The following is a 20,334-nucleotide window of genomic DNA, read 5'->3' as shown; positions in this document are numbered from 1 at the left end:
GGCGTCTGCCACTGGGGTCCAGTTGGAATGAGTTCGACAGCACGCCGCAACAACAAGAAGCTGTTGCGGCTTATCTATCTGCTGACTTTAGGGTCCCCATGCCAATAGCTCCGTGGCGCGATAGGTAGTGATGGATCAGCCTTTAGCAGACGCCATCAAAACGGACAATGATGTTGCAACATGCGTATGGTCTGCAACCTGCCGATATAAGGAAGCTCGCAAGCTAACACGTCGACCACTGCTCGAAGTCAATACCTCAACCGGCCCCTAGCGTCTGCCTGGGGCCGATTTAATTGCGCGGCCTATCCCGGCATCTCCTCGATTTCGCCAATCAGCCACTGGCGAAACACCTTCATCGATGCCGTTTCCGCCCGCGATTTCAATCGCGTCAGCCAATAGCTGCCGGTCGTCGCCGTAATCTGGAACGGCTGCATGATGCGCCCGGCCTCGATGTCATGAGAGAACATCGCGACGGGCACGAGCGCGACGCCGACGCCACGCGCGGCGGCCTCCACCAGCGTCAGCGACGAATCGAACATCCAACCGCGAAGATGAGGAGGCTGCAGGCCGGCGACCCTGAACCAGAGTGACCATTCATCGATCCGGTAGGAGCGCAAAAGCTCGACCTCGGCAAGATCGGCCGGGCTGCGCAACCGCTCGCCGATATCGGGTCTGCAGACCGGGGACAGCGGCGCATCCAAGAGATGGATCGCTTCCGTTCCATGCCACGCGCCGTCGCCGAAGCGCAGGAAGAAATCGAGCCCATCGAGCACCATGTCGGCGCGATTGTTGTTGGTCTTCAGACGCAGATCGACATGCGGATGCTGTGCCTTGAAGCTGCCGAGGCGCGGCAACAGCCAGCCGATCGCGAAAGTGCCGACGACGCCGATCGTCAGGATCTCGGCAAAATTCCCCTCCTCCAGCTGGCTGAGCGTGGCGCTCATGCGCCGAAAGGCATCGGTCAGCACGGGTAGCAGCGCATGGCCTTCATCGGTCAGGGCAAGGCCGCGCGGCAGGCGCTTGAACAGGGTCACCCCCAGCACGTCCTCCAGCGCCTTGACCTGATGGCTGATGGCCGTCTGCGTCACCCGGAGTTCGAGGCCCGCCCGCGTGAAGCTGCAATGCCGCGCCGAGGCCTCGAAAACGCGCAGCGCATTCAACGGCAGCTGTGAGATGTCCATTTGTGTCCTAAGACCAAGTTTTTCTCATGTCTAAGCCCAGAATTGATCGTTTGTCTAGGGTATGTAGCAACGCCATAGTCTGGCTCGCAAGGTGATTTGCAGGATCCTAATGACGTCCACGGAGCCTGAGACGCGCCTCTTTTGCTCAACATCAATCGAAGTGGAAACAAGATGACGATCTTACTGTCACGCCGGCAAAGCCTTGCCGGCGGCTTGCTCGCGCTGCCTGTTCTGGCAGGGATAAGCGGGGTTGGACGCACCGCGGAGGATCATTCCGGCGAAGCGCGGCTTGCAGCGATCGAGAGCAAGCATCCGGGCCGCATTTGTGTCAGCATTCTCGATATGGCGAGCGGCAAGCACATCGAGCACCGCGCCGGCGAACGCATCCTGATGTGCAGCACCTTCAAGGCGCTGGCGGCAGCCCTGGTGCTTGCACGCGTCGACAAAGGCGAAGAAAAGCTCGATCGGCGCATTCGTTACTCGGAAGGCGACATCATCGGCGGCTCGCCAGCAACCAAGTTGCACGTAGGCGACGGCATGACGGTGGCAGAACTCTGTGCCGCAGCCGTCACGCTCAGCGACAATGCTGCTGCGAACCTCCTGCTTGCAAGCTTTGGCGGCCCCAAGGCGCTAACCGCCTTCTGCCGAAGCCTCGGCGACGAGATAACCCGCCTCGACCGCATAGAGCCCGCGTTGAATTACCACGACGCGCCGGACGACCAACGCGACACGACGACGGCGGCCGCGATGCTGGAGAACCTGCGGCGGCTTCTGTTTACCGACGTGCTTTCGGCGGCCTCGCGATCGCAACTGGCCGCATGGTTGATCACCAACAAGACGGGTGACGCCCGCCTGCGCGCCGGTGTCCCTAGGGATTGGCTGGTGGGCGACAAGACGGGGACGAATGGCGACAAAGCCGGCAATGCCAACGACATTGCGGTGCTGTGGCCGTCGAACCGCGCGCCGATCATCGTGACGGCTTATTGCGAGGTACCGTCGATTTCAGCCGACGAACGCAACGCCGTCATTGCCGAAATCGGTCGTATCGCTGCAGCGATCTGAGACTACCCATCATCCGTCAGCATGAGGATATCATCTTGAATATACATGCCATTTCGCTGCCGAAACTCGGAATAATCACCTCCTGCCTCTTCTATGGCGCCGGCGTCCACGCCGAAGGCATCGATCAGAGCCGCCTGGAGCGGGCCGTCAACGAGACCATTCGTCCGCTCATGAAGGAAAACGATGTGCCGGGCATGGCAATTGCTGTCACGGTCAAGGGCAAGCGCTACGTCTTCAACTACGGCGTCGCCTCGAAGGAGAGCGGCCAGAAGGTAACGAACGATACGATCTTCGAGCTCGGTTCCATCAGCAAGACGTTCGCGGCAACGCTTGCCTCCTACGCCGAAGTCAGCGGGAAGCTGTCTTTCTCCGACAAGGCGACGAAATACATGCCGGAGCTGGCAGGTACGGCCTTCGACAAGATCAGCCTTCTTGATCTCGGCACATACACGGCCGGCGGCCTGCCCCTGCAATTCCCGGACAGCGTCAGCAATGAGGGAATGACCGCCTATTATCGCAACTGGCATCCGTCCTTTGTGCCCGGTACGTACCGGCAATATTCCAACCCCAGCATCGGCCTGTTCGGCTATCTGGCCGCGCGGGTCATGGGCCAGCCGCTCGATATGCTGATGCAGGACAAGGTCATCACCGGCTTCGGGCTCAAGCACACCTATGTCCACGTTCCAGCCGCCGAGATGGGCAACTATGCGTATGGCTATTCGAAAAAGGGCACGCCAATCCGCGTCGGACCCGGCGTTCTGGACACGCCCGCCTATGGCATCAAGACCACGGCATCCGATATGCTTGCCGTTCTCGAAGCCAATATGGATGGCTCGAAGCTCGACGGAACGTTTCAGCGGGCAGTCGAAGCGACGCATGTCAGCTACTACACCGTCGGCAACATGACGCAGGGGCTTGGCTGGGAAATCTATGCCTATCCGACGACGCTTGCGCGGTTGCTCGCCGGCAACTCATCCGACATGGCGCGCGAGCCGCACAAGGTCACACGGCTCGACCCGCCGCAGCCGCCGCGCAAGGATGTGCTGATCAACAAGACAGGCTCGACGAACGGCTTTGGGGCCTACGCGGCCTTCATTCCCGTCCGCCAGGTCGGCATCGTCCTCTTGGCAAACAGGAACTTTCCGATCCCCGCCCGCGTCTCCGCGGCCTACAAGATCCTGGCGGCAGTCGAGAGCCTGCCCGGATCGAACGCGGCACAGTAGAGAGTGGCTTAAGGATTAGTCAGCTTCGACAAACGGCCGGCCTTCGGAAAGATATCGAGGCCGGCCTCGTATTTTATGGATTGCCAGACGACCGTCGCGAAACAGCATCCGCCTGGGAGGCCTCTGTTCCGTTGAAGAATTCCTGCAGGAGGCGGGTAATGCGCTCTGGCGATGTACCCTTGGCGTATTCTTCCTGCATCCGGCGTCTGACCAATATTTCCAAGACTGACATGTCTTTCACCTCATAATTCCGGCGCAGGGAAAATGTCGCTCTCAATGGCGCGGGAGGCAAGTTACAGTTTTTTCATGATCTTAGCGGCTACCCGGTAAAGCGCCTGCCGCCCATTTACCGCTCCCCGGCTCCCGCTCTCTAGCCGGCGGCGGGTTTGACCGAAGCGTGACCGATCTGCCACTTGCCAAATGCCGACGTATCGTAGAATTGAAAGCGGCCAATCGGTCGGTTGTTTGCGCTTCCTTAACTTCCGTGCTTTAGCGGGCCACACCCCGACCTTTGGATGATGTCGCCTGCAAGGAATGAATAATGCCCATAAAGAAAAGCTCTGCCTCTGACGTTTTCCAGCGCAAGATTTCGGATTTCTGCGATATGCGGCTCAAGCCGCTGCTTCAGCCGCGTAGCTTCGAGAATATCAAAGGCTTCATGATCGGCCTGATCGTTTTCCAGTCGCGCCCTCCTCTTCGGGCAGGCCGCGTCGACTGGCTGGAAATCGCCTCTCTCTGCGGCATGGACGAGGAGATGAGCCCGGAACTGAAGCGCGCGGCCCAGCCCGGCTTCGACGCAATTCTTCGCTGGCTCGGAGCCGCGAAAACCAGCACGGCACGTAAGTTGCCCGTCGCCTCGAAGCGCCCTCTGCGGGTTCCCGCCAAGCCTATTTCCGTTCAGCCTGTGCGTCGTCTGGCTTCCTAGAATGAACTGCGTACCGGTCGTCCACGGCCGGTACGTCCTTTATCCGCCTCGGCAGAATACAAAACCCCACACAGCATCGAATACCGATCCAATCGGCAAGGCCTGCTGCTAAGACGCAGCACCGCCCTCGTCCGGCGACCGTTTTTGTTGCGACGCGACGACTGATCGACGACGGCCGGATGCTTTGAAGACTGGCGCGCCGGGCGTCGGTAGTGGCTGAGAACGGCGATGATTATCAATGCCGACACAGCTTCAGGCAGCAATTGACCATCAATTCTATAGAGAAAGGAATGAAGACGCGACCGCATCCGTAAAAACGAAATGGCTTTTCTCGAACCCCCGCTTTGAATACGGCATCGTGGCGCCGAATGAAATCGGAGCCTGCCCATGAACGCGCAATTGCACCATATCAACGCCAAGCATCCCGAGGCGACCTTGTTGGAGACCGAGCAACAGGCGCTGGCCGTCGCGCAGGAGCTTGCAGCGCGCTTTGCCGCCACCGCTTCGGAGCGCGATAGCGAAAGGTTGCTACCCTTCACCGAAATGGACGCACTGGCTCTATCCGGACTGCTGGCGATTACCGTTCCCGAGGAATATGGCGGCCTGGATGTCTCCAATGCCACGCTGGCGGAGATCACCGCGATCCTGGCTGAGGCCGACGGCTCGATCGGGCAGATCCCGCAGAATCATTTCTACATCCTCGAAGCCCTGCGCATCGACGGCTCTGAAGATCAGAAGCGCTATTTCTTCGGCCGCGCATTGGCCGGCGATCGCTTCGGCAACGCCCTCTCCGAGCGCGGCACGAAAACGGTCGGGCACTATGATACCCGCATCACCCGCGACGGTCCCGGCTATCGCATCAACGGCCGCAAGTTCTATTCGACTGGTGTTCTCTTTGCCGATTGGGTCACCGTCTTCGCGCTTGATGAAGCCGACAAGCTGGTCATGGCTTTCGTTCCCAAGGGCACGGAAGGCATCGAAATCATCGACGATTGGGATGGCTTCGGGCAGCGCACGACCGGCAGCGGCACCACGGTCCTCAACAATGTCTATGTGAATGCCGACCATGTCGTCCTTCATCACAAGGGTTTCGAGCGACCGACGACGATCGGCTCGGTCGGCCAGATCATCCATGCCGGCGTCGATCTCGGTATTGCCCGAGCCGCCTTTGCCGAAACGCTTGACTTCGTAAAAACCCGATCGCGCCCCTGGATGGATAGCGGCGTGGAGCGCGCGAGCGACGATCCGCTGACGATCGCCAAGGTCGGCCAGATCGCCATCCGACTGGAAGCCGCAACCGCAACCATCGAGCGCGCCGGCCGCAAGGTCGACGCCGCGCAGGTCGAGACGACCGAAAAGAGAGTGGTCGAAGCGACACTCGCCGTTGCGGCAGCGAAGGTGCTGACGACGGAAATCGCGATCGAAGCGACGAACACGCTGTTTGAACTTGCCGGAACAGCGTCCGTGAAGCTCGACCTCAATCTCGACCGTCACTGGCGCAATGCCCGCACGCATACGCTTCACGACCCCGTTCGCTGGAAATATCACGTCGTCGGCAACTATCACCTGAACGACGTCATCCCGCCGAAGAACGGCGCGCTTTGACGGATAGACGAAAGCCCCGTCGCAGGCGCCGGGGCTTTCATACAATCAAAGGCATAAATCGGGAGCGCCACTCTGAAGCCAGTTAGTGCCGATCCATATTGATTTCCATGGGCTGACCGGCGGACGCCGCAAGACTTTCCAGACCGGTTGCAACGACCGATACCCTGAACACGCCGTCGAGATTCTTGTCAAAGATCGCACCGACAACGATATCGGCATCGGCAAAGACTTCGTCGCGGATGCGGCTGGCGGCCTCATCGACCTCGAATAGCGTCATGTCCGTCCCGCCGGAAATGGAAATCAGCACGCCCCGCGCGCCTTTCATGCTCATATCGTCCAGAAGCGGGTTGGAAACGGCGGCGTCGGCCGCTTTCAATGCGCGGCCCGGCCCCGACGCTTCGCCCGTTCCCATCATCGCACGCCCCATTCCCCGCATTACGGATTTGACGTCGGCGAAGTCGAGGTTGATGAGACCTTCCTTGATAATCAGATCCGTGATGCAGCTGACGCCCGCATACAGGACCCGGTCCGCAGTCACAAAGGCATTTTCGAAGGTGGTCGTGGCATCCGCAATGCGAAATAGGTTCTGATTGGGAATGACGATGACAGTATCGGCACTTTTGCGGAGTTGCTCGATGCCCTCGTCGGCTGTGCGCATGCGCCGGTTGCCTTCGAACGTAAAGGGCTTGGTGACGACACCGACCGTGAGGATGCCCGCCTGCCGCGCGACCTGAGCGATGATTGGGGCAGCGCCCGTGCCAGTGCCACCACCCATTCCGGCCGTGACGAAGCACATGTGCGTGCCCTGGAGATGATCCATGATCTCATCAATGGATTCCTCAGCGGCGGCTCGCCCGATTTCCGGCAGGGAGCCTGCGCCGAGACCTTCCGTCACCTGTGCCCCAAGTTGTATGCGTCTTGTCGCTTTCGACGTCGCAAGCGCCTGTGCATCCGTATTTGCCGCGATAAATTCAACGCCCTGAAGTTGTTGCGCGATCATATTGTTAATGGCGTTGCCGCCGCCACCGCCGACACCGACGACGGAAATCTTCGGTATCACCCCGGAAAGTGGTGTGCGGATGTCAGCCATGAAGGACTCCATTGGATCAATTTCATTCTCAATCGCGATCGCCTGCCCTTGTGGAAAAGGGCGTTGCAGCGATTCGCGAGAGAAGAGATCCTAGCGAGGAACGTGTGCGCATTGCGGCATGTGCGGACCGCCCTCCCCAGAATAATGAGTCGAGCACAGGATTTATGAGCCGGACATCAAAGCATGAATTGTCCGGCATTGCGTGAAAACCACGGCTGGAGGCGCGCAGCTAGAGCTGCGGAGTGTTCCAACCCTGGCCAGCACCACACCAGAACCAACAGCGTTAACCGATTTTGAGTGCCGGTGACGTCATCACCGGCGCAGATTGCGAGCTCCCCACTTTTTAGGCTGCACCGTGTCTTTGCCCAGGTATTCAGCTGTAGAGGCTGACCTCGGGAATCCGATCATTCAGCACGAATTCACCGACTTCCTTGGCCTTGTAGAAGACCGGATCGTGCAACGTATGGGTCCGCACGTTGCGCCAGAAGCGATCGAAGCGATATTTCTCCGCGGTCGAACGCGCACCGGTGAGCTCGAAGACGCGCGAGGTGATATCGAGCGCGACGTGGGTCGCATGCACCTTCGCCGCATAGGCTTCTGCTGCCGCCTCGCCGCGCTCCCGCGCCGTCGCCTTGTTTCCTCTTGCGAGCGCCTTCTGAACCGCCGCCGCGGCGCTGTCGGCCAGCGCGACGGAAGCCTTCAGGGCAGCGGTGAACTCGCCGACACGTTCGAGAATATAGGGGTCGTCCGATGCACGTTCGACGCCGGATGTGATCCACGGCCGCGTCGTCGTTCGGACATAGTCGACCGCCTCTCGCAATGCGCCTTCAGCCGTGCCGAGATAGAAGTTCACGAAAACGAGCTGAATGAGGGGCGTGTTGAAGGTTGCGAGCACCGGCGCTTCGCCGCCGACGGTTGCTGCCCTGTCCAGATCCTCTTCATAGACGGGAAAATCGTGGAATTCGACACTGCCGCTGTCCGACAGTCTCTGGCCGAAATTGTCCCAATCGTCATTGGCCTTGTAACCGGCCCGATTGGTCGGAACGGCAAAGCCGACAATCTTGTCATCAAGGGCGGCATTGGCATTGATATAGTCGGATACGCGAGCGGCCGTCGAGAAGGATTTGCGGCCATTCAGGACATAACCGTTGCCGCGGCGCGTCAGCACGAGGCCCGGATCGCGCGGATTGACGGCGGCGCCCCAATAGAGGCTGTTGCCAACCGTCTTGCTGCCGAACTCCTGCGCTCGTGCCTCGTCGAAGGCCCAATAGACATATTGGCTGTTGACGTAGTGATAGCCGAGAAGCTGTCCGATGGAGCTTTCGCCGCGCGCAAGGATGCGCACCAGCTGCAATCCATCCACCCAGTCGAGACCGCCACCGCCGATCTGCTGTGCGTGCAGGGCGTTCAGCAGCCCCGCATTCTTCAGTTTGACGATTTCGCCGAGCGGGGGCCGTCCCTCGCGGTCAAGTTCTGCAGCTCGCTTCGAAAGATCCGCGGCAATCTCTTCGGCTCTGGCAAAGAGGTCCTCTCGCGTGGTGTTTCGATTGCTCGCAAAGACGACGTTGGACTGGCTCATGATGTGAACTCCGGTTTAGTAACGTAATCCGGCGGGATCAGAGGACTCCGCCGAAAGATCGAAGTCGGCAGCTTAAAAAAGCCTGTCCGGTATCCAGCTTGCGGTCACCGCATCGCTCGCGCTGAAGGCGGGAACTTTCTGTGCCAGCTCCTCGATCGTCTTGACGCCGGCCGCCCGCAGACCTTCCTGCGTCAGCAGCGTCGGCTTGACGGTGATCTGATGCGGAACCTCTTGGCCCGCCACCTGTAAAGCCGCGGCACGGATGGAGACGGCGCCGACCACGGCCGGATTGGTCGCAACCGTCGCGACCCAGGGGCTGCCCGGCTCGGTGATCTCCTGGATGTCCGCGGTCGACACATCAGCCGAATAGATCTTCAGCTTGCCCGTGATGCCGAGATCCGTAGCGGCGAGCTTCACACCCCGCGCGAATTCGTCATAGGGAGCGAAGACGACTGATATATCGGGATTGGCCGTCAGCACCGCCTTTGCCTGGTCGGCGGTCGACGTCGCCGTCGTATCGCTGACATTGCCGAAGCGGGCCTTCTCGATGACCCCCGCGTTCTGTTTCTTGAACGTGTCCCAGACCTCGTTGCGGCGATCGAGCGGCGCGAAGCCGGCAACATAGACATAGCCTGCTTTGAAGCTGTCGCCGTTATCCTTGACCACCTGCTTCAAAGCGAGATCGGCAAGCTCGCGATCGCTCTGCTCGACCTGCGGGATCTTCGGATTGTTGAGATTGACATCGAAAGCGACGACCTTGATGCCCTTGTCGAGCGCCTGCTGGACGACATCGCCAAGCGATTCCGGCAGGCCGTGATCGATGACGATAGCGGAGACGCCGAGATTGATTGCCTGGAGGATCTGCTCGCGCTGGGCGGCGGCATCCTGACGGCCGGGGAAGACGCGCAGGTCGATATCGAGCGCCTTTGCCTGTGCTTCCGCACCGGCCTGATAGGCCTGGAAGAAGTCGCCAGCGGAGATATAGCTGACCAGAGCAACCTTCACGCCCCCCTTGTCGAAGGGCGCAGGCGCGCCGTTGACCCCGGCTGCCAATGCTGCCTGCATCAAAAGAAGAGGGGCAACGGCCGACAATGCGAGCCGTGTGATAAATTTCATCGTCGCGATCCTCACGATCAACCGAAAGCGTCGTCTGACGGACAGATCGCCCTGCGACGCATGCAATTATTAGATATAATCTCTATGTTTTTAGTAGATTAAATCGTCCGATTTTGCCTGCCTTCGGAGATTCTTTGTTCGCCAGCCGAATAGATCGCGGCAAGGACGTGCCTCGCGAATGGGCCGGCACTTGGAGCACAATCCCGACATCGGAAATGCATACGGTTTGGTGCCGCCAGCCCACATCATCGCAAAACCCGATGCAGCGAGCGAAAGACGACATCATGGAAATTTCCATATGTGTCACCGTTTTGGAAAAACGTTCCTCCGTAAATCGTTAAATCTATCTATTTTGTAATCTATTGGCATTTTGGATTGCTGGAGAGGTGCTTTCATGACCAAAGGACAAGCGACCGGCCTCGGACGCCGGGATATTTTGAAGTTGACGGCCGTAGCCGGGACCGCGCTTGCGGCTTCGAGCATCCTGTCGAAAACCGCTGCCGCTGCCGACGACGCATTGTCGTTGAAAGGCAAGCGCATCGCCATCAGCGCGACCGGAACCGACCATTATTTCGACCTGCAGGCTTACAACGCGCAAATCGACGAAGTGAAGCGGCTGGGCGGCACGCCGATCGCCGTCGATGCCGGCCGCAATGACGGCAAGCTGGTGTCGCAGCTGCAGACGCTGATTGCGCAGAAGCCGGACGCCATCGTCCAGATCCTCGGCACGCTGAGCGTCATCGATCCCTGGCTTAAAAAGGCCCGCGACGCCGGTATTCCCGTTTTGACCGTCGATGTCGGCTCGACCAATTCGCTGAATAACACCACGTCGGACAATTGGGGCATCGGCAAGGACCTGGCGCTGCAGCTCGTCTCCGACATCGGCGGCGAAGGCAATATCGTCGTCTTCAACGGCTTCTACGGCGTGACGCCCTGCGCGATCCGCTATGACCAGCTCGTCAACGTGGTGAAATACTTCCCGAAGGTGAAAATTATCCAGCCGGAGCTACGCGACGTCATTCCGAATACGGTTCAGGACGCTTTCACCCAGATTACCGCGATCCTCAACAAATATCCGGAGAAGGGCTCGATCAAGGCGATCTGGTCGGCCTGGGACATTCCGCAGCTGGGCGCCACGCAGGCTCTCGCGGCCGCCGGCCGCAACGAGATCCGCACTTACGGCGTCGACGGCAGCCCGGAAGTACTGCAGCTCGTCGCCGATCCCAATTCGCCGGCGGGCGCCGATGCTGCCCAGCAGCCGGCGGAAATCGGCCGCACCGCCATCCGCAATGTCGCCAAGCTGCTGTCTGGCCAGACACTGCCGCGCGAGACCTACGTCCCCGCGCTCTTGGCCAACAAGAGCAATGTCGCCGACGTGATCAAGACGCTCGGTATCGGTTGATCTGCAAACGGCGATGCGGATCGCACCGCATCGCCCTTCAATACGAGGGGCTTCCTTTCATGACCGCAATCGAACGGGCGACTAAGGCAGACAGCGCGTCGGATATTCTGCGCTTCGATGGCATCGTCAAACGCTTCGGCGGCGCGCAAGCGTTGGCAGGAGCGTCGCTCGCCATCACGAGCGGCACCGTGCACGGACTTGTCGGGCAGAACGGCGCCGGCAAATCCACGCTGATCAAGCTCCTGGCCGGCCTACACACCCCGGATGAGGGCCGCATCGAGATTGACGGCCGGGTCTATGATCGCCTGACGCCGCATCTCTGTGAAGAGCTCGGCATTCATTTCATCCACCAGGATCGGCTGCTGGTTCCGACCTTTACCGTCGGAGAATCGCTTTTTCTCGGGCGGGAAATTCGCCTGGGCAAGACGCCCTTCCTGGATCGCCGCGCCATGCAACGCCGCGCTGGCGAACTCCTCGCCAATTATTTCGGCGTCGATCTGCCGAGGAATGCATTGATCGGCGAGCTCTCGACCGCGGAGCGGCAGATCGTTCAGATCACCCGCGCGCTGCTACACAAGCCGAAGGTCCTTGTCTTCGACGAGCCGACCGCGGCGCTGGTGCGGCAGGAGGCCGAAATCCTGTTTCGCCTGATCCGACGTCTGCGCAGCGAAGGCGTAACCATCATCTACGTCTCGCATTATCTCAACGAAATCGAGGCCCTGTGCGACGATGTTACCGTTCTGCGCAACGGTGTCGACGTCGCTTCTCTGACAAGGGGCGAGATCTCGGCCGGCCGGATCGCCAGTCTGATGGTCGAGCGCGACATTGCCGACATGTTTCCCAAACGGAAGGTCGAACTGGGCGAGGAAATCCTCAAGGTCAAAAACCTCTCGGCAACGGGCCGGTTTCATGACGTCAACCTCTCGCTGCATCGCGGCGAGATCCTCGGCATTACGGGGTTGCTCGGCTCGGGAGCAAAGGATCTCGTGCGGACCCTATTCGGATTGCAGACGGCAACAAGCGGGACGATCGATGTCGATGCGCGCGGCCTGAAGCTACGCAATCCGGTCGAAGCCGTCGATCACCAGTTAGCCCTGGTGCCGGAGGACCGGCGCGGCCATGGCGTGGGTCTGGAGCTCAGCGTGCGGGAAAACATCACGCTGTCGAGCCTTGGCCGCTATACGCGCTTCGGTTTTCTCAACCGCAAGCGGGAAAGCGACGATACCGACGAGCTGATCAAGCGGCTGCAGATCAAGACGGCCGGCCGTGAGGCGCTGGTGCGCACCCTTTCGGGCGGCAACCAGCAGAAGGTGGCGATTGCCAAATGGCTGAGCCGTCGGTCGGAGATCTATCTGCTGGACGAGCCGACCGTCGGCGTCGATATCGGCTCGAAAATCGAAATCTATTCGCTGATCGGCGAGCTTGCTGCGCGAGGTGCCGGTGTGATCGTGCTGTCCTCGGATCTCCAGGAGCTTGTGGGCATTACCGACAGGATCCTCGTGCTGTTTCGCGGTCGGGTCACGCGCGAACTGATCTCCTCTCAGACCACAACAGATGAAGTACTGTCGGCATCGACCGGCGCCCTGGAAGGATTGCGCCATGTCGGCTGATATACAATATGCCTCCCTCCCCGAGCCTGTGACGGCGAAGGCGCTGCCGACCGGCGGCAGGCTTGCGGCTGCGGCCTTGCGGTTCGGTTCGCTGCTTGCCTTCGCAGCCATCCTCGCGATTTTCGCGCTGACCGCGCCTTATTTCCTCACGGTCGGCAATATCGGCAACGTGCTCGGACAATCGGCCATTTCGGGTGTTCTCGCCATCGGCCTGACGATCGTGCTGATAGCAGGCGGCTCCAATGTGGTCACGGGCGGCATAGACCTCTCGCTTGCCGCCAATATGGGGCTGAGCGCCGCAATCTACGCAACCCTCATCCAACTCGGCTTCAGCGACCTGATCGCCGCAGCGGGTGCGCTGGCCACCGGGTTGGCGATCGGCATTGTCAATGCGCTGGCGATCGTTTTTGCCGGCATCGTGCCGTTGCTGGCGACGCTCGCGGTGATGAATATCGTTGCCGGACTGGAGCTTGTTCTCACGCAGAACACGGTACTTCCGGCCTCGACTGACCTCCTGACCGTTCTTTCATCTTCGGACGGCTTCGGTATTCCGATCCTTGCCTATGTGCTGATCGGCTTTACCATCATCGTCACGGCGATCGTGCAATTCACTCCGCTCGGCCTCAGGCTCTATGCCGTCGGCGAGTTTCCGGAGGCCGCACGCGCCGCCGGATTACCCTTGAAAAGCCTCATCGCCGGGGCTTTCATCGCCAGTGGCCTGTGTGGCGGCATCGCCGGCATCCTGTCGGTCGCCTATCTCAGCGGCAGCACCACCGGATCGGGCGAGATGCTGCTTCCCGTCGTCGTCACCGCATTGCTCGGCTCGGTCTTCTCGCGCCGGCTCGTACCGACCATCGGCGGCACGCTGATCTCGACGCTGTTTGTCGGCTTTCTCATCAACGGCTTTCAGCTGCTGAACCTGCCAAGCACGCTGGTCAGCGGCGTTCAGGGCTTGCTGATCCTCATCGTGGTTTCGGCCACCACCCTGTTGCGCAAGCGAGAGATCTGAGCCATGACCGCTGCCATCGCTCCGACACGATCATTCGCCGGGCTCGCCCGTTATGGGCTCATTATCGCCCTTGTCGTCGTCTTCTCGTTGTTTTCGACCGTGGCGCCGACGTTTCTCAGCGTCGGCAATCTGCAGAGCATTCTCTTCAACAACTTCACGCTGCTCGCCATCGTGTCGATCGCCATGACCTTCGCCGTTGCCGCTGGCGGCATCGATCTTTCGGTCGGGACGGCAGTCGATTTCGCAAGCTTCGCCTTCGTTTCCGGTATTCTTGCGGGCCTGCCCGTGCCGCTGGCCGCTCTGGCGGGCCTTGGCGCCGGAGCCCTGGTCGGCGCCGTCAATGCAGTCCTGATTTCGGCGATCGGCGTGTCGCCATTCCTGGCAACGCTCGGAACGCTGTTCATCGGCCGCAGCATCCAGCAGCTGCTGACGGATGGCGGCAATCCGGTCTATCTGCCGCCCTCGGGTGTCCCCGCGGCTTTCCGCTTTATCGGCCATGGAACGATTGCCGGCCTTCCTGTGCCGCTTCTGATTGCCATGATCATTATCGCGGGCGCGGCCCTTCTGTTTGCACGCATGCGCTTCGGCCGAGTCGTGCTTGCCATCGGCATCCAGCCGCGCACGGTGCGCTATTCGGGGATCGGACTGGCAAAGCATGTTGCCGTGACCTTCATTCTTGCAAGCACGATTGCTGCCTTTGCCGGGTTAATCCTGACGGCGACGGTCACCGTCTATATCCCCTCCTCCGGCAACGGCTTCATGCTGAACGCCATCGGCGCCACCTTCATCGGCACGACGTTTTCGCCGCTGGGCCGGCCGAACGTCGCCGGCACGGTGCTTGGGGTTCTGCTCCTAAGCATCGTTGCCAATGGCCTGCTGCTGACGGGCCTGAACTTTTACTGGCAGCAGGTCGGCACCGGCTTGCTGATCTTCGCCGTGCTCGCCTTCAGCTTCGTCAACAAGAGAGCCGTCGGCGCCTGAGCGCCGGCCGAACGATACAATCGCAGGAATAGCAAAATGACACGCCAAATCAGGCTCAATGCCTTCGACATGAATTGCGTCGGACACCAGTCACCAGGCCTCTGGCGCCATCCGCGCGACAAATCCTGGACCTACAAGGACCTCGATTATTGGGTCCATCTGGCAAAGACGCTGGAGCGCGGCAAATTCGACGGCTTGTTCATCGCCGACGTGCTCGGGGTCTATGACGTGCTGAACGGCAATGTGGAGGCGGCCTTGCGCCATTCGGCACAGGTGCCGGTCAACGATCCGCTTCAGCTCATCCCGACCATGGCCTATGAGACCGAGCATCTCGGTTTCGGCCTGACGGCTTCGCTCTCCTTCGAGCATCCCTATACCTTCGCCCGGCGCATCTCCACGCTCGATCATCTGACGAAGGGGCGCGTCGGCTGGAACATCGTCACCTCCTATCTCAACAGCGGCGCGCTCAATATCGGCCAGTCGGCCCAGACGCAGCATGATGATCGTTATGCGCTGGCCGAGGAATATCTCGAAGTCTGCTACAAGCTCTGGGAAGGCAGCTGGGAAGACGACGCCGTCATCCGCGATCGCGAAGCCGGTATCTTCACGCGGCCGGAAAAGGTGCACCCGATCCGCCATTCCGGCAAGCATTTCAGCGTTCCCGGCATTCATCTCAGCGAGCCGTCGCCGCAGCGCACCCCCGTGCTCTATCAGGCGGGCGCCTCCAGCCGCGGCAAGGATTTCGCCGGCGCGCATGCCGAGTGCATTTTCGTGGCGGCACCTTCAAAAGCAGTCCTGAAGCGCTATGTCGCCAATGTTCGCGAGGCCGCCGAGCGTGTCGGACGCAATCCCCGCGAAATCCTTTCCTTCAACCTCCAGACCGTCATCCTTGGCGAGACGGATGCCGAGGCGCAGCGCAAGTTCAACGAATACCGTCAATACGTTTCGCTGGAAGGCGCGCAGGCTCTGATCTCCGGCTGGACCGGTATCGATTTCGGTCAGTTCTCTCCTGACGAGGTGCTGCGCCATCGCCATACCAATGCGGTGCAATCCGCCGTCGAGACCTTCACCACCATCGATCCGGACAAGGAATGGACGGTGCGGGAGATGGCCGATTGGGTCGGCATCGGCGGCTTCGGTCCGGTCTTTGTCGGTTCGCCACAGACTGTCGCCGACCTCATGCAGGAATGGATCGAGGATACCGACGTCGACGGCTTCAATCTCGCCTATGCCGTCACCCCCGAAAGCTTCGAGGATGCCGTCGATCTTCTGGTACCGGAGTTGCAGAAGCGCGGCGTCTACAAGACCGAGTATCGCGCGGGCACCCTGCGAGAGAAGCTCGGCGGCAGCGGCCCAAGACTCGCAGCACCGCATCCGGCGACCGGCTATCGTAATCTTGGGAAAGCTACGACCCTATCCAGACGTGCCGGATAGGCTTTAGGCAAGGGACTCTGCGAGCTTCCGCGGTTGCTCGCCTTGGACAGAGACGAGAAGATGCTTCGTCTCAGCCGCCCCAGGTCTGCTCGAGCACGCGAACCCAGTTCTGATGGGCGATCTTTGCGAGCGCCTGGTCGTCAAAGCCATGCGCGCGCAAGACGTCGATCAGCTTCGGCAGGCCGCTCGCATCGCCGAGCGCTGCGGGAATGGTCGTACCGTCGAAATCGGAACCGAGCGCGACGTGCTCTATGCCAATGCGCTCGGCAATGTAAGCGGCGTGGCGAACGAGGATGTCGAGCGGCGTATCCGTGTTTCTCACGCCGTCGTCACGCAGGAACAGCACGCCGAAATTGATGCCGACCAGACCGCCGGTATCGCGGATCGCGTCGAGCTGCTTGTCGGTCAGGTTGCGGCTGTGTGGGGAAAGCGTATGCGCATTGGAGTGCGAGGCAACCAGCGGCGCATCCGACAATTTCGCGATATCCCAGAAGCCCTGCTCGTTCATATGCGAGAGGTCGATCATGATCTTAAGCTCGTTGCAGGCGCGGATCAGATCCTTGCCGGCATCGGTGAGGCCGGGGCCGATATCCGGCGTCGAGGGAAAGCGGAAAGGCACGCCATGAGCAAAGACGTTCGAGCGGCTCCAGACGGGTCCAAGCGTGCGCAGGCCGACCTGATACAGGACGTAAAGGGCATCGAGATCGGCGGCGACAGCCTCCGCGCCCTCGATATGGAAAATGGCAGCGAATTGGCCTTCGGCAATCGACCGCTTGATATCGGCGGCCGAACGGCAAATCTTTACGGCTCCCTCGGACCGACCCTCGATCGCAAGCAGAAGCCGCGCCATGGCCAGAGTTTCGTTCAACGCGTCGGGCTGGGTAGGCGTGGCAAAATCGGCGTTTTCGGGCTTCGGCTGATCCGGCGACGGAATGAATGGCGACGGAATGAATATGGCACATAGCCCGCCTGCGAGGCCGCCGCGGCGAGCACGGGGCAGATCGATATGCCCGGGAGCTTCGCCATTCAGGAAGGCATCGACGGAATTCAAGCCGCCGCGCCGCAGCCGGAGCAGCACGTCGTTGTGGCCATCAAAGACGGGGATTATCGAGGAGTCGGTCATGTCTCATTCCAAAACTGTGGTTGATAGCCGCGTAGACAAATTTGGCGGGACGGGCAAATGCAAACTACGCACGAAAAACGGAATGGTTGCTCGCAAAGCGCGCCGGTGAGGAGCTCCGCGAGGATATGATGGAGACCGGACCATGCCAAGCCTCGTTATGTGCGGCATAGAGCTATCGCCGAAAGACAGCAACGCCTTCAATCGAATACCGGTACGACATTGGTCTGCAGCGCCGCCCGAAGGCAGTCGGCGCTTGCGCAACTCTCGATCGGCCCGCCATCCCGAAGTCGCTCGATATGTGCCGATACGATACGAATCCACACCGCCTGTGCCGTAGTTTAGAGCAATTGCCACGCGAATATGAGGTTGATAACCCGCAGGACTTGCCTTTTCGAAATCGCGCTGCAAATGAAGAGGTTTGGCATCATCAGGTAGCTAAGGATACGGCGAGGTGCAATATGTCGTTTCGCTGGAGAAAAGATAGCCCGAAGCAGGCTTTGGACCTTATTCCTGTTGAAACAAGCGGCCATCTATCTGTCGACATCATGAGTGGCCGTTTGAAGGTGGTGCTCATGTTTTATCCCGACGGTATTCGAGGAGACCGGATTGTCTGATTTGCGGCGCGAAGAACAATCCGCATCTGCGTCCATCGAGGCGAAGGATCGGTCGTGGCGCGAGGACAGAAGGCCCCAGCCGTCTGATCGGCGACGCTTTCCGCGACCGGAAAAGCCGGCTACCGATGAAACGTTGCCGCCACCGGCTTTGCAGCCGCTGCGGTTTTCAACGCGCGAGCTCGAACCGGCGGCACAATTTGCTGCCTGGCAGACCTATGTCGCACCGCTGGTCGACATCCGCCCGCCGGACAATATCTCGCCGGAAACCGGCTTTCCCGCGGACCATGTGGCCTGGAATCTCGGTGGCATGCTCATCGTTCAGCAGGATACGCCTCCTCACAGCTACATGCGCTCACAGGCGAAGGTAAAAGCCAACCTCATCGATCACTGGCATATTTCCGTCCTGAGCGATGGCCGGACGTGGACGGAGGTCGACGGGCGTGTGCTGGAAGGCGAGCCGGGCAAGATAGAATTGCGCTCTCTCGGGCATCCTTTTCGCGGACGATCGACCGAGGCGAAAACCCTCTCGCTCTTTCTGCCACGAGCATTGCTGTTCGAGGTTCCCGCCCCCGTCGAGATCGAAAACAACATCGCCCTTTCTGGGATCTTCACGGGCATGCTGATCGAATATCTCGACAGCATCGCGGATAATCTTCCTCGCTTTGCGGCGACGGACCTGCCGCATGTCGTCCAGACGGTGCGCAACATGATCGTGGCATCCGTTTCGACATCGGCCGCCCAATCGACGGGCGTCGAACAGCATAGCACTCTTGCGGTAACGGAGCGTGTCCGGCGGTTCGTCGAAAGCAATCTTGCCGCAGGCGATCTGACGGTGGAGCAGATATGCCGGCAGCTCGGCATATCCCGCACCAGGCTTTACCAAATCTTCGAGCAATATGGCGGCGTGCATCATTATATCCAGCGACGCCGTCTCCTGTCGGCCCATGCCGCGCTCAGCGATCCGGCGAACCGGGAGCAGATCCTCGATATAGCCTTTGGTGTCGGGTTTTCGTCGGCAGCACACTTCAGCCGGGCATTCAGCAAGGAATTTGGCTACAGTCCTCGCGAAGCAAGAAATCTCACCATTCCACGCTATCTTGGACAAGTCGCCTCGCCGGGATCGCCAGACAGCACCCATTCCTTCGAAGAATGGCTGAGGACCCTCGGCTACTATCACTAGAGACGATGGATTTTGACATCCCATAAACGCGCGCAAAGCGGATTGCTTCGCGCGCTGGGCGATACATTCGCCTCCGCCATCTCGGACCTGAGCCGCCGGATCGCACTTCAGCAATTGCGAAAATGGACGCTGCTGCAAGTTTCAGGATGCACGGCTAACGACATGTTGCGCGTAACCTATTAGAAAAGAAGCATAATAATCGTTTGGACACCAAAGCCTTGGTGGGTGGCGAATGTACCCTCCGTCCGCCAAGGCAAAGCTTTAGGGAACATAGCAATGGTATCGACTCGCCAGACAATGAACATCAGCAAACCTCAACATCCTTCCACCGACGCCTATCGCGCCGTCGAACGCGAAGAAGTTCTTGAAGTAGCGTTTCGCGATTTCGTACAAATGGTGCTTGCTGCCGGCTGGAATGAGCCGGAAGTCGCTTTGACCCTCGCCGACATCGCCGACGACTATGTCATGGCTCTCGCTGGTAGAGTTGCCGAAAAATAGTGTTGCGTACCCGTCCGTGCCCCGCAGGGGTGGGCACGAACGGCCAGCAGCAACTCTTCAGCATGCCGCCGGCGCCACCGCTCACCAAGAAGGCGGCTCGCCGGCGGCACGAGTTCTACCCACCAACACGGCAGGCATGCCTCCTTCATGCGGCGCCCTATCCGGGCGGGACTTGAAGAAAGCGAATAGTGATGAAAGTCAGGCAACATCTCTGGTTTCGGCGTGATATGGAATCAGCGATCGAATTCTACGCGACGCTTATTCCGAATTCGGCAACCGGGTGGATCTCGAACATCTTAACCGATAATCCGAACGGTCCGGCCGGCAGCGTGAAGTTCGCAGGCTTCACACTCGGCAACCGTTCCTTCATGGGCTTCGAGGCCGGGCCATTCGATCGCTCCGAGCATTGCTCTTCCATCATCTTCGAATGCGCAACGCAGGCCGAAGCGGATCGTTTGCGCGATGCTCTGGAAAGGGACAGTTCGCCGGACAGACGCAGCCCGGTGGTAGATCCCTGGGGCGTGTCCTGGCAATTCATCGTGACGTCGCAAAGCGATGACGTCGAGGCGTCAGTCATATCCGACAAGACCAACGGCGCTGTTCCTGCGAAAAAGAAGTTCGCCGCCGCCTGAGGTTGGGCGGCAAAGCTCAAGAGCAGCAACGGCGCATCCTTTTAGCCAGTCGAAAGGATGCGCGGCCGCT

At 60.1% G+C, this 20,334-nt stretch carries 17 protein-coding genes; 12 read left to right on the top strand and 5 right to left on the bottom strand.

From position 1 onward, the window contains the following. Nucleotides 1–302: 302 nt before the first annotated feature. Nucleotides 303–1,181 carry a LysR family transcriptional regulator gene (locus FP026_RS15810; RefSeq protein ID WP_149635556.1) on the bottom strand — a complete coding sequence of 293 codons (879 nt, stop codon included), beginning with the start codon at nucleotides 1,179–1,181 and terminating at the stop codon, nucleotides 303–305. Between the two features lie 171 nt (nucleotides 1,182–1,352). Between FP026_RS15810 and bla the strand changes: the two genes are divergently transcribed. The 4 genes from bla to FP026_RS15790 all read left to right on the top strand — a co-directional run bounded on the left by bla (nucleotide 1,353) and on the right by FP026_RS15790 (nucleotide 5,996). After that, nucleotides 1,353–2,243 (top strand): class A beta-lactamase, encoded by an 891-nt coding sequence (gene bla / locus FP026_RS15805; RefSeq protein ID WP_149635555.1) that lies wholly within the window; start codon nucleotides 1,353–1,355, stop codon nucleotides 2,241–2,243. A 50-nt stretch (nucleotides 2,244–2,293) separates the two neighbouring features. Further along, nucleotides 2,294–3,466, top strand: a complete 1,173-nt coding sequence (gene ampC, locus FP026_RS15800) for a class C beta-lactamase (protein ID WP_432444128.1) — start codon at nucleotides 2,294–2,296, stop codon at nucleotides 3,464–3,466. A 541-nt stretch (nucleotides 3,467–4,007) separates the two neighbouring features. Beyond that, a complete protein-coding gene (locus FP026_RS15795) occupies nucleotides 4,008–4,391 on the top strand; it encodes a hypothetical protein (RefSeq protein ID WP_149635553.1) in 384 nt (127 codons plus the stop codon). A 387-nt stretch (nucleotides 4,392–4,778) separates the two neighbouring features. Then, nucleotides 4,779–5,996 carry an SfnB family sulfur acquisition oxidoreductase gene (locus FP026_RS15790; protein WP_149635552.1) on the top strand — a complete coding sequence of 406 codons (1,218 nt, stop codon included), beginning with the start codon at nucleotides 4,779–4,781 and terminating at the stop codon, nucleotides 5,994–5,996. An 82-nt stretch (nucleotides 5,997–6,078) separates the two neighbouring features. Here the strand turns inward: FP026_RS15790 and ftsZ are convergent, their stop codons facing one another. The 3 genes from ftsZ to FP026_RS15775 all read right to left on the bottom strand — a co-directional run bounded on the left by ftsZ (nucleotide 6,079) and on the right by FP026_RS15775 (nucleotide 9,781). Beyond that, nucleotides 6,079–7,086, bottom strand: coding sequence for a cell division protein FtsZ (gene ftsZ / locus FP026_RS15785; RefSeq protein ID WP_149635551.1), 1,008 nt, complete (start codon nucleotides 7,084–7,086; stop codon nucleotides 6,079–6,081). A gap of 373 nt (nucleotides 7,087–7,459) precedes the next feature. Further along, on the bottom strand, nucleotides 7,460–8,665 hold the full coding sequence (locus FP026_RS15780) for an acyl-CoA dehydrogenase family protein (protein WP_149635550.1): 1,206 nt from the start codon (nucleotides 8,663–8,665) through the stop codon (nucleotides 7,460–7,462). 72 nt (nucleotides 8,666–8,737) lie between these two features. After that, nucleotides 8,738–9,781 carry a substrate-binding domain-containing protein gene (locus FP026_RS15775; protein WP_149635549.1) on the bottom strand — a complete coding sequence of 348 codons (1,044 nt, stop codon included), beginning with the start codon at nucleotides 9,779–9,781 and terminating at the stop codon, nucleotides 8,738–8,740. A 394-nt stretch (nucleotides 9,782–10,175) separates the two neighbouring features. Here FP026_RS15775 and FP026_RS15770 point away from each other — a divergent pair, with 394 nt between their 5' ends. The 5 genes from FP026_RS15770 to FP026_RS15750 are packed head-to-tail and all read left to right on the top strand — an operon-like array spanning nucleotide 10,176 to nucleotide 16,217. After that, nucleotides 10,176–11,183, top strand: coding sequence for a sugar ABC transporter substrate-binding protein (locus FP026_RS15770; RefSeq protein ID WP_149635548.1), 1,008 nt, complete (start codon nucleotides 10,176–10,178; stop codon nucleotides 11,181–11,183). Nucleotides 11,184–11,242: 59 nt separating this feature from the next. Continuing rightward, a complete protein-coding gene (locus FP026_RS15765; protein ID WP_149635547.1) occupies nucleotides 11,243–12,793 on the top strand; it encodes a sugar ABC transporter ATP-binding protein in 1,551 nt (516 codons plus the stop codon). Next, on the top strand, nucleotides 12,783–13,802 hold the full coding sequence (locus FP026_RS15760; protein WP_149635546.1) for an ABC transporter permease: 1,020 nt from the start codon (nucleotides 12,783–12,785) through the stop codon (nucleotides 13,800–13,802). Before FP026_RS15765 ends, FP026_RS15760 begins: the two co-directional genes overlap by 11 nt. Before the next feature lie 3 nt (nucleotides 13,803–13,805). After that, nucleotides 13,806–14,783: an ABC transporter permease gene (locus FP026_RS15755; RefSeq protein WP_149635545.1), complete on the top strand. Its 978-nt coding sequence runs from the start codon at nucleotides 13,806–13,808 to the stop codon at nucleotides 14,781–14,783. 36 nt (nucleotides 14,784–14,819) lie between these two features. Then, entirely contained in the window at nucleotides 14,820–16,217 is a 1,398-nt protein-coding gene (locus FP026_RS15750; protein WP_149635544.1) for an LLM class flavin-dependent oxidoreductase, read from the top strand. Nucleotides 16,218–16,287: 70 nt separating this feature from the next. Here FP026_RS15750 and FP026_RS15745 read toward each other — a convergent pair whose 3' ends face one another. Then, nucleotides 16,288–17,340 carry a dipeptidase gene (locus FP026_RS15745; RefSeq protein WP_149635543.1) on the bottom strand — a complete coding sequence of 351 codons (1,053 nt, stop codon included), beginning with the start codon at nucleotides 17,338–17,340 and terminating at the stop codon, nucleotides 16,288–16,290. A gap of 648 nt (nucleotides 17,341–17,988) precedes the next feature. Here FP026_RS15745 and FP026_RS15740 point away from each other — a divergent pair. The 3 genes from FP026_RS15740 to FP026_RS15730 all read left to right on the top strand — a co-directional run bounded on the left by FP026_RS15740 (nucleotide 17,989) and on the right by FP026_RS15730 (nucleotide 20,264). Further along, nucleotides 17,989–19,134: a helix-turn-helix transcriptional regulator gene (locus FP026_RS15740; protein ID WP_149635779.1), complete on the top strand. Its 1,146-nt coding sequence runs from the start codon at nucleotides 17,989–17,991 to the stop codon at nucleotides 19,132–19,134. Between the two features lie 276 nt (nucleotides 19,135–19,410). Next, nucleotides 19,411–19,632 carry a hypothetical protein gene (locus FP026_RS15735; protein WP_149635542.1) on the top strand — a complete coding sequence of 74 codons (222 nt, stop codon included), beginning with the start codon at nucleotides 19,411–19,413 and terminating at the stop codon, nucleotides 19,630–19,632. A 191-nt stretch (nucleotides 19,633–19,823) separates the two neighbouring features. Then, entirely contained in the window at nucleotides 19,824–20,264 is a 441-nt protein-coding gene (locus tag FP026_RS15730) for a VOC family protein (RefSeq protein ID WP_149635541.1), read from the top strand. The last annotated feature ends 70 nt before the right edge of the window (nucleotides 20,265–20,334 follow it).

The sequence above is a fragment of the Martinezella tropici genome, assembly GCF_008370325.1.
GTDB classification, from domain to species: domain Bacteria; phylum Pseudomonadota; class Alphaproteobacteria; order Rhizobiales; family Rhizobiaceae; genus Rhizobium; species Rhizobium tropici_B.
Note: the sequence above shows the minus strand (reverse complement) of the source record. Positions and strands in the feature narration are given on the sequence as shown.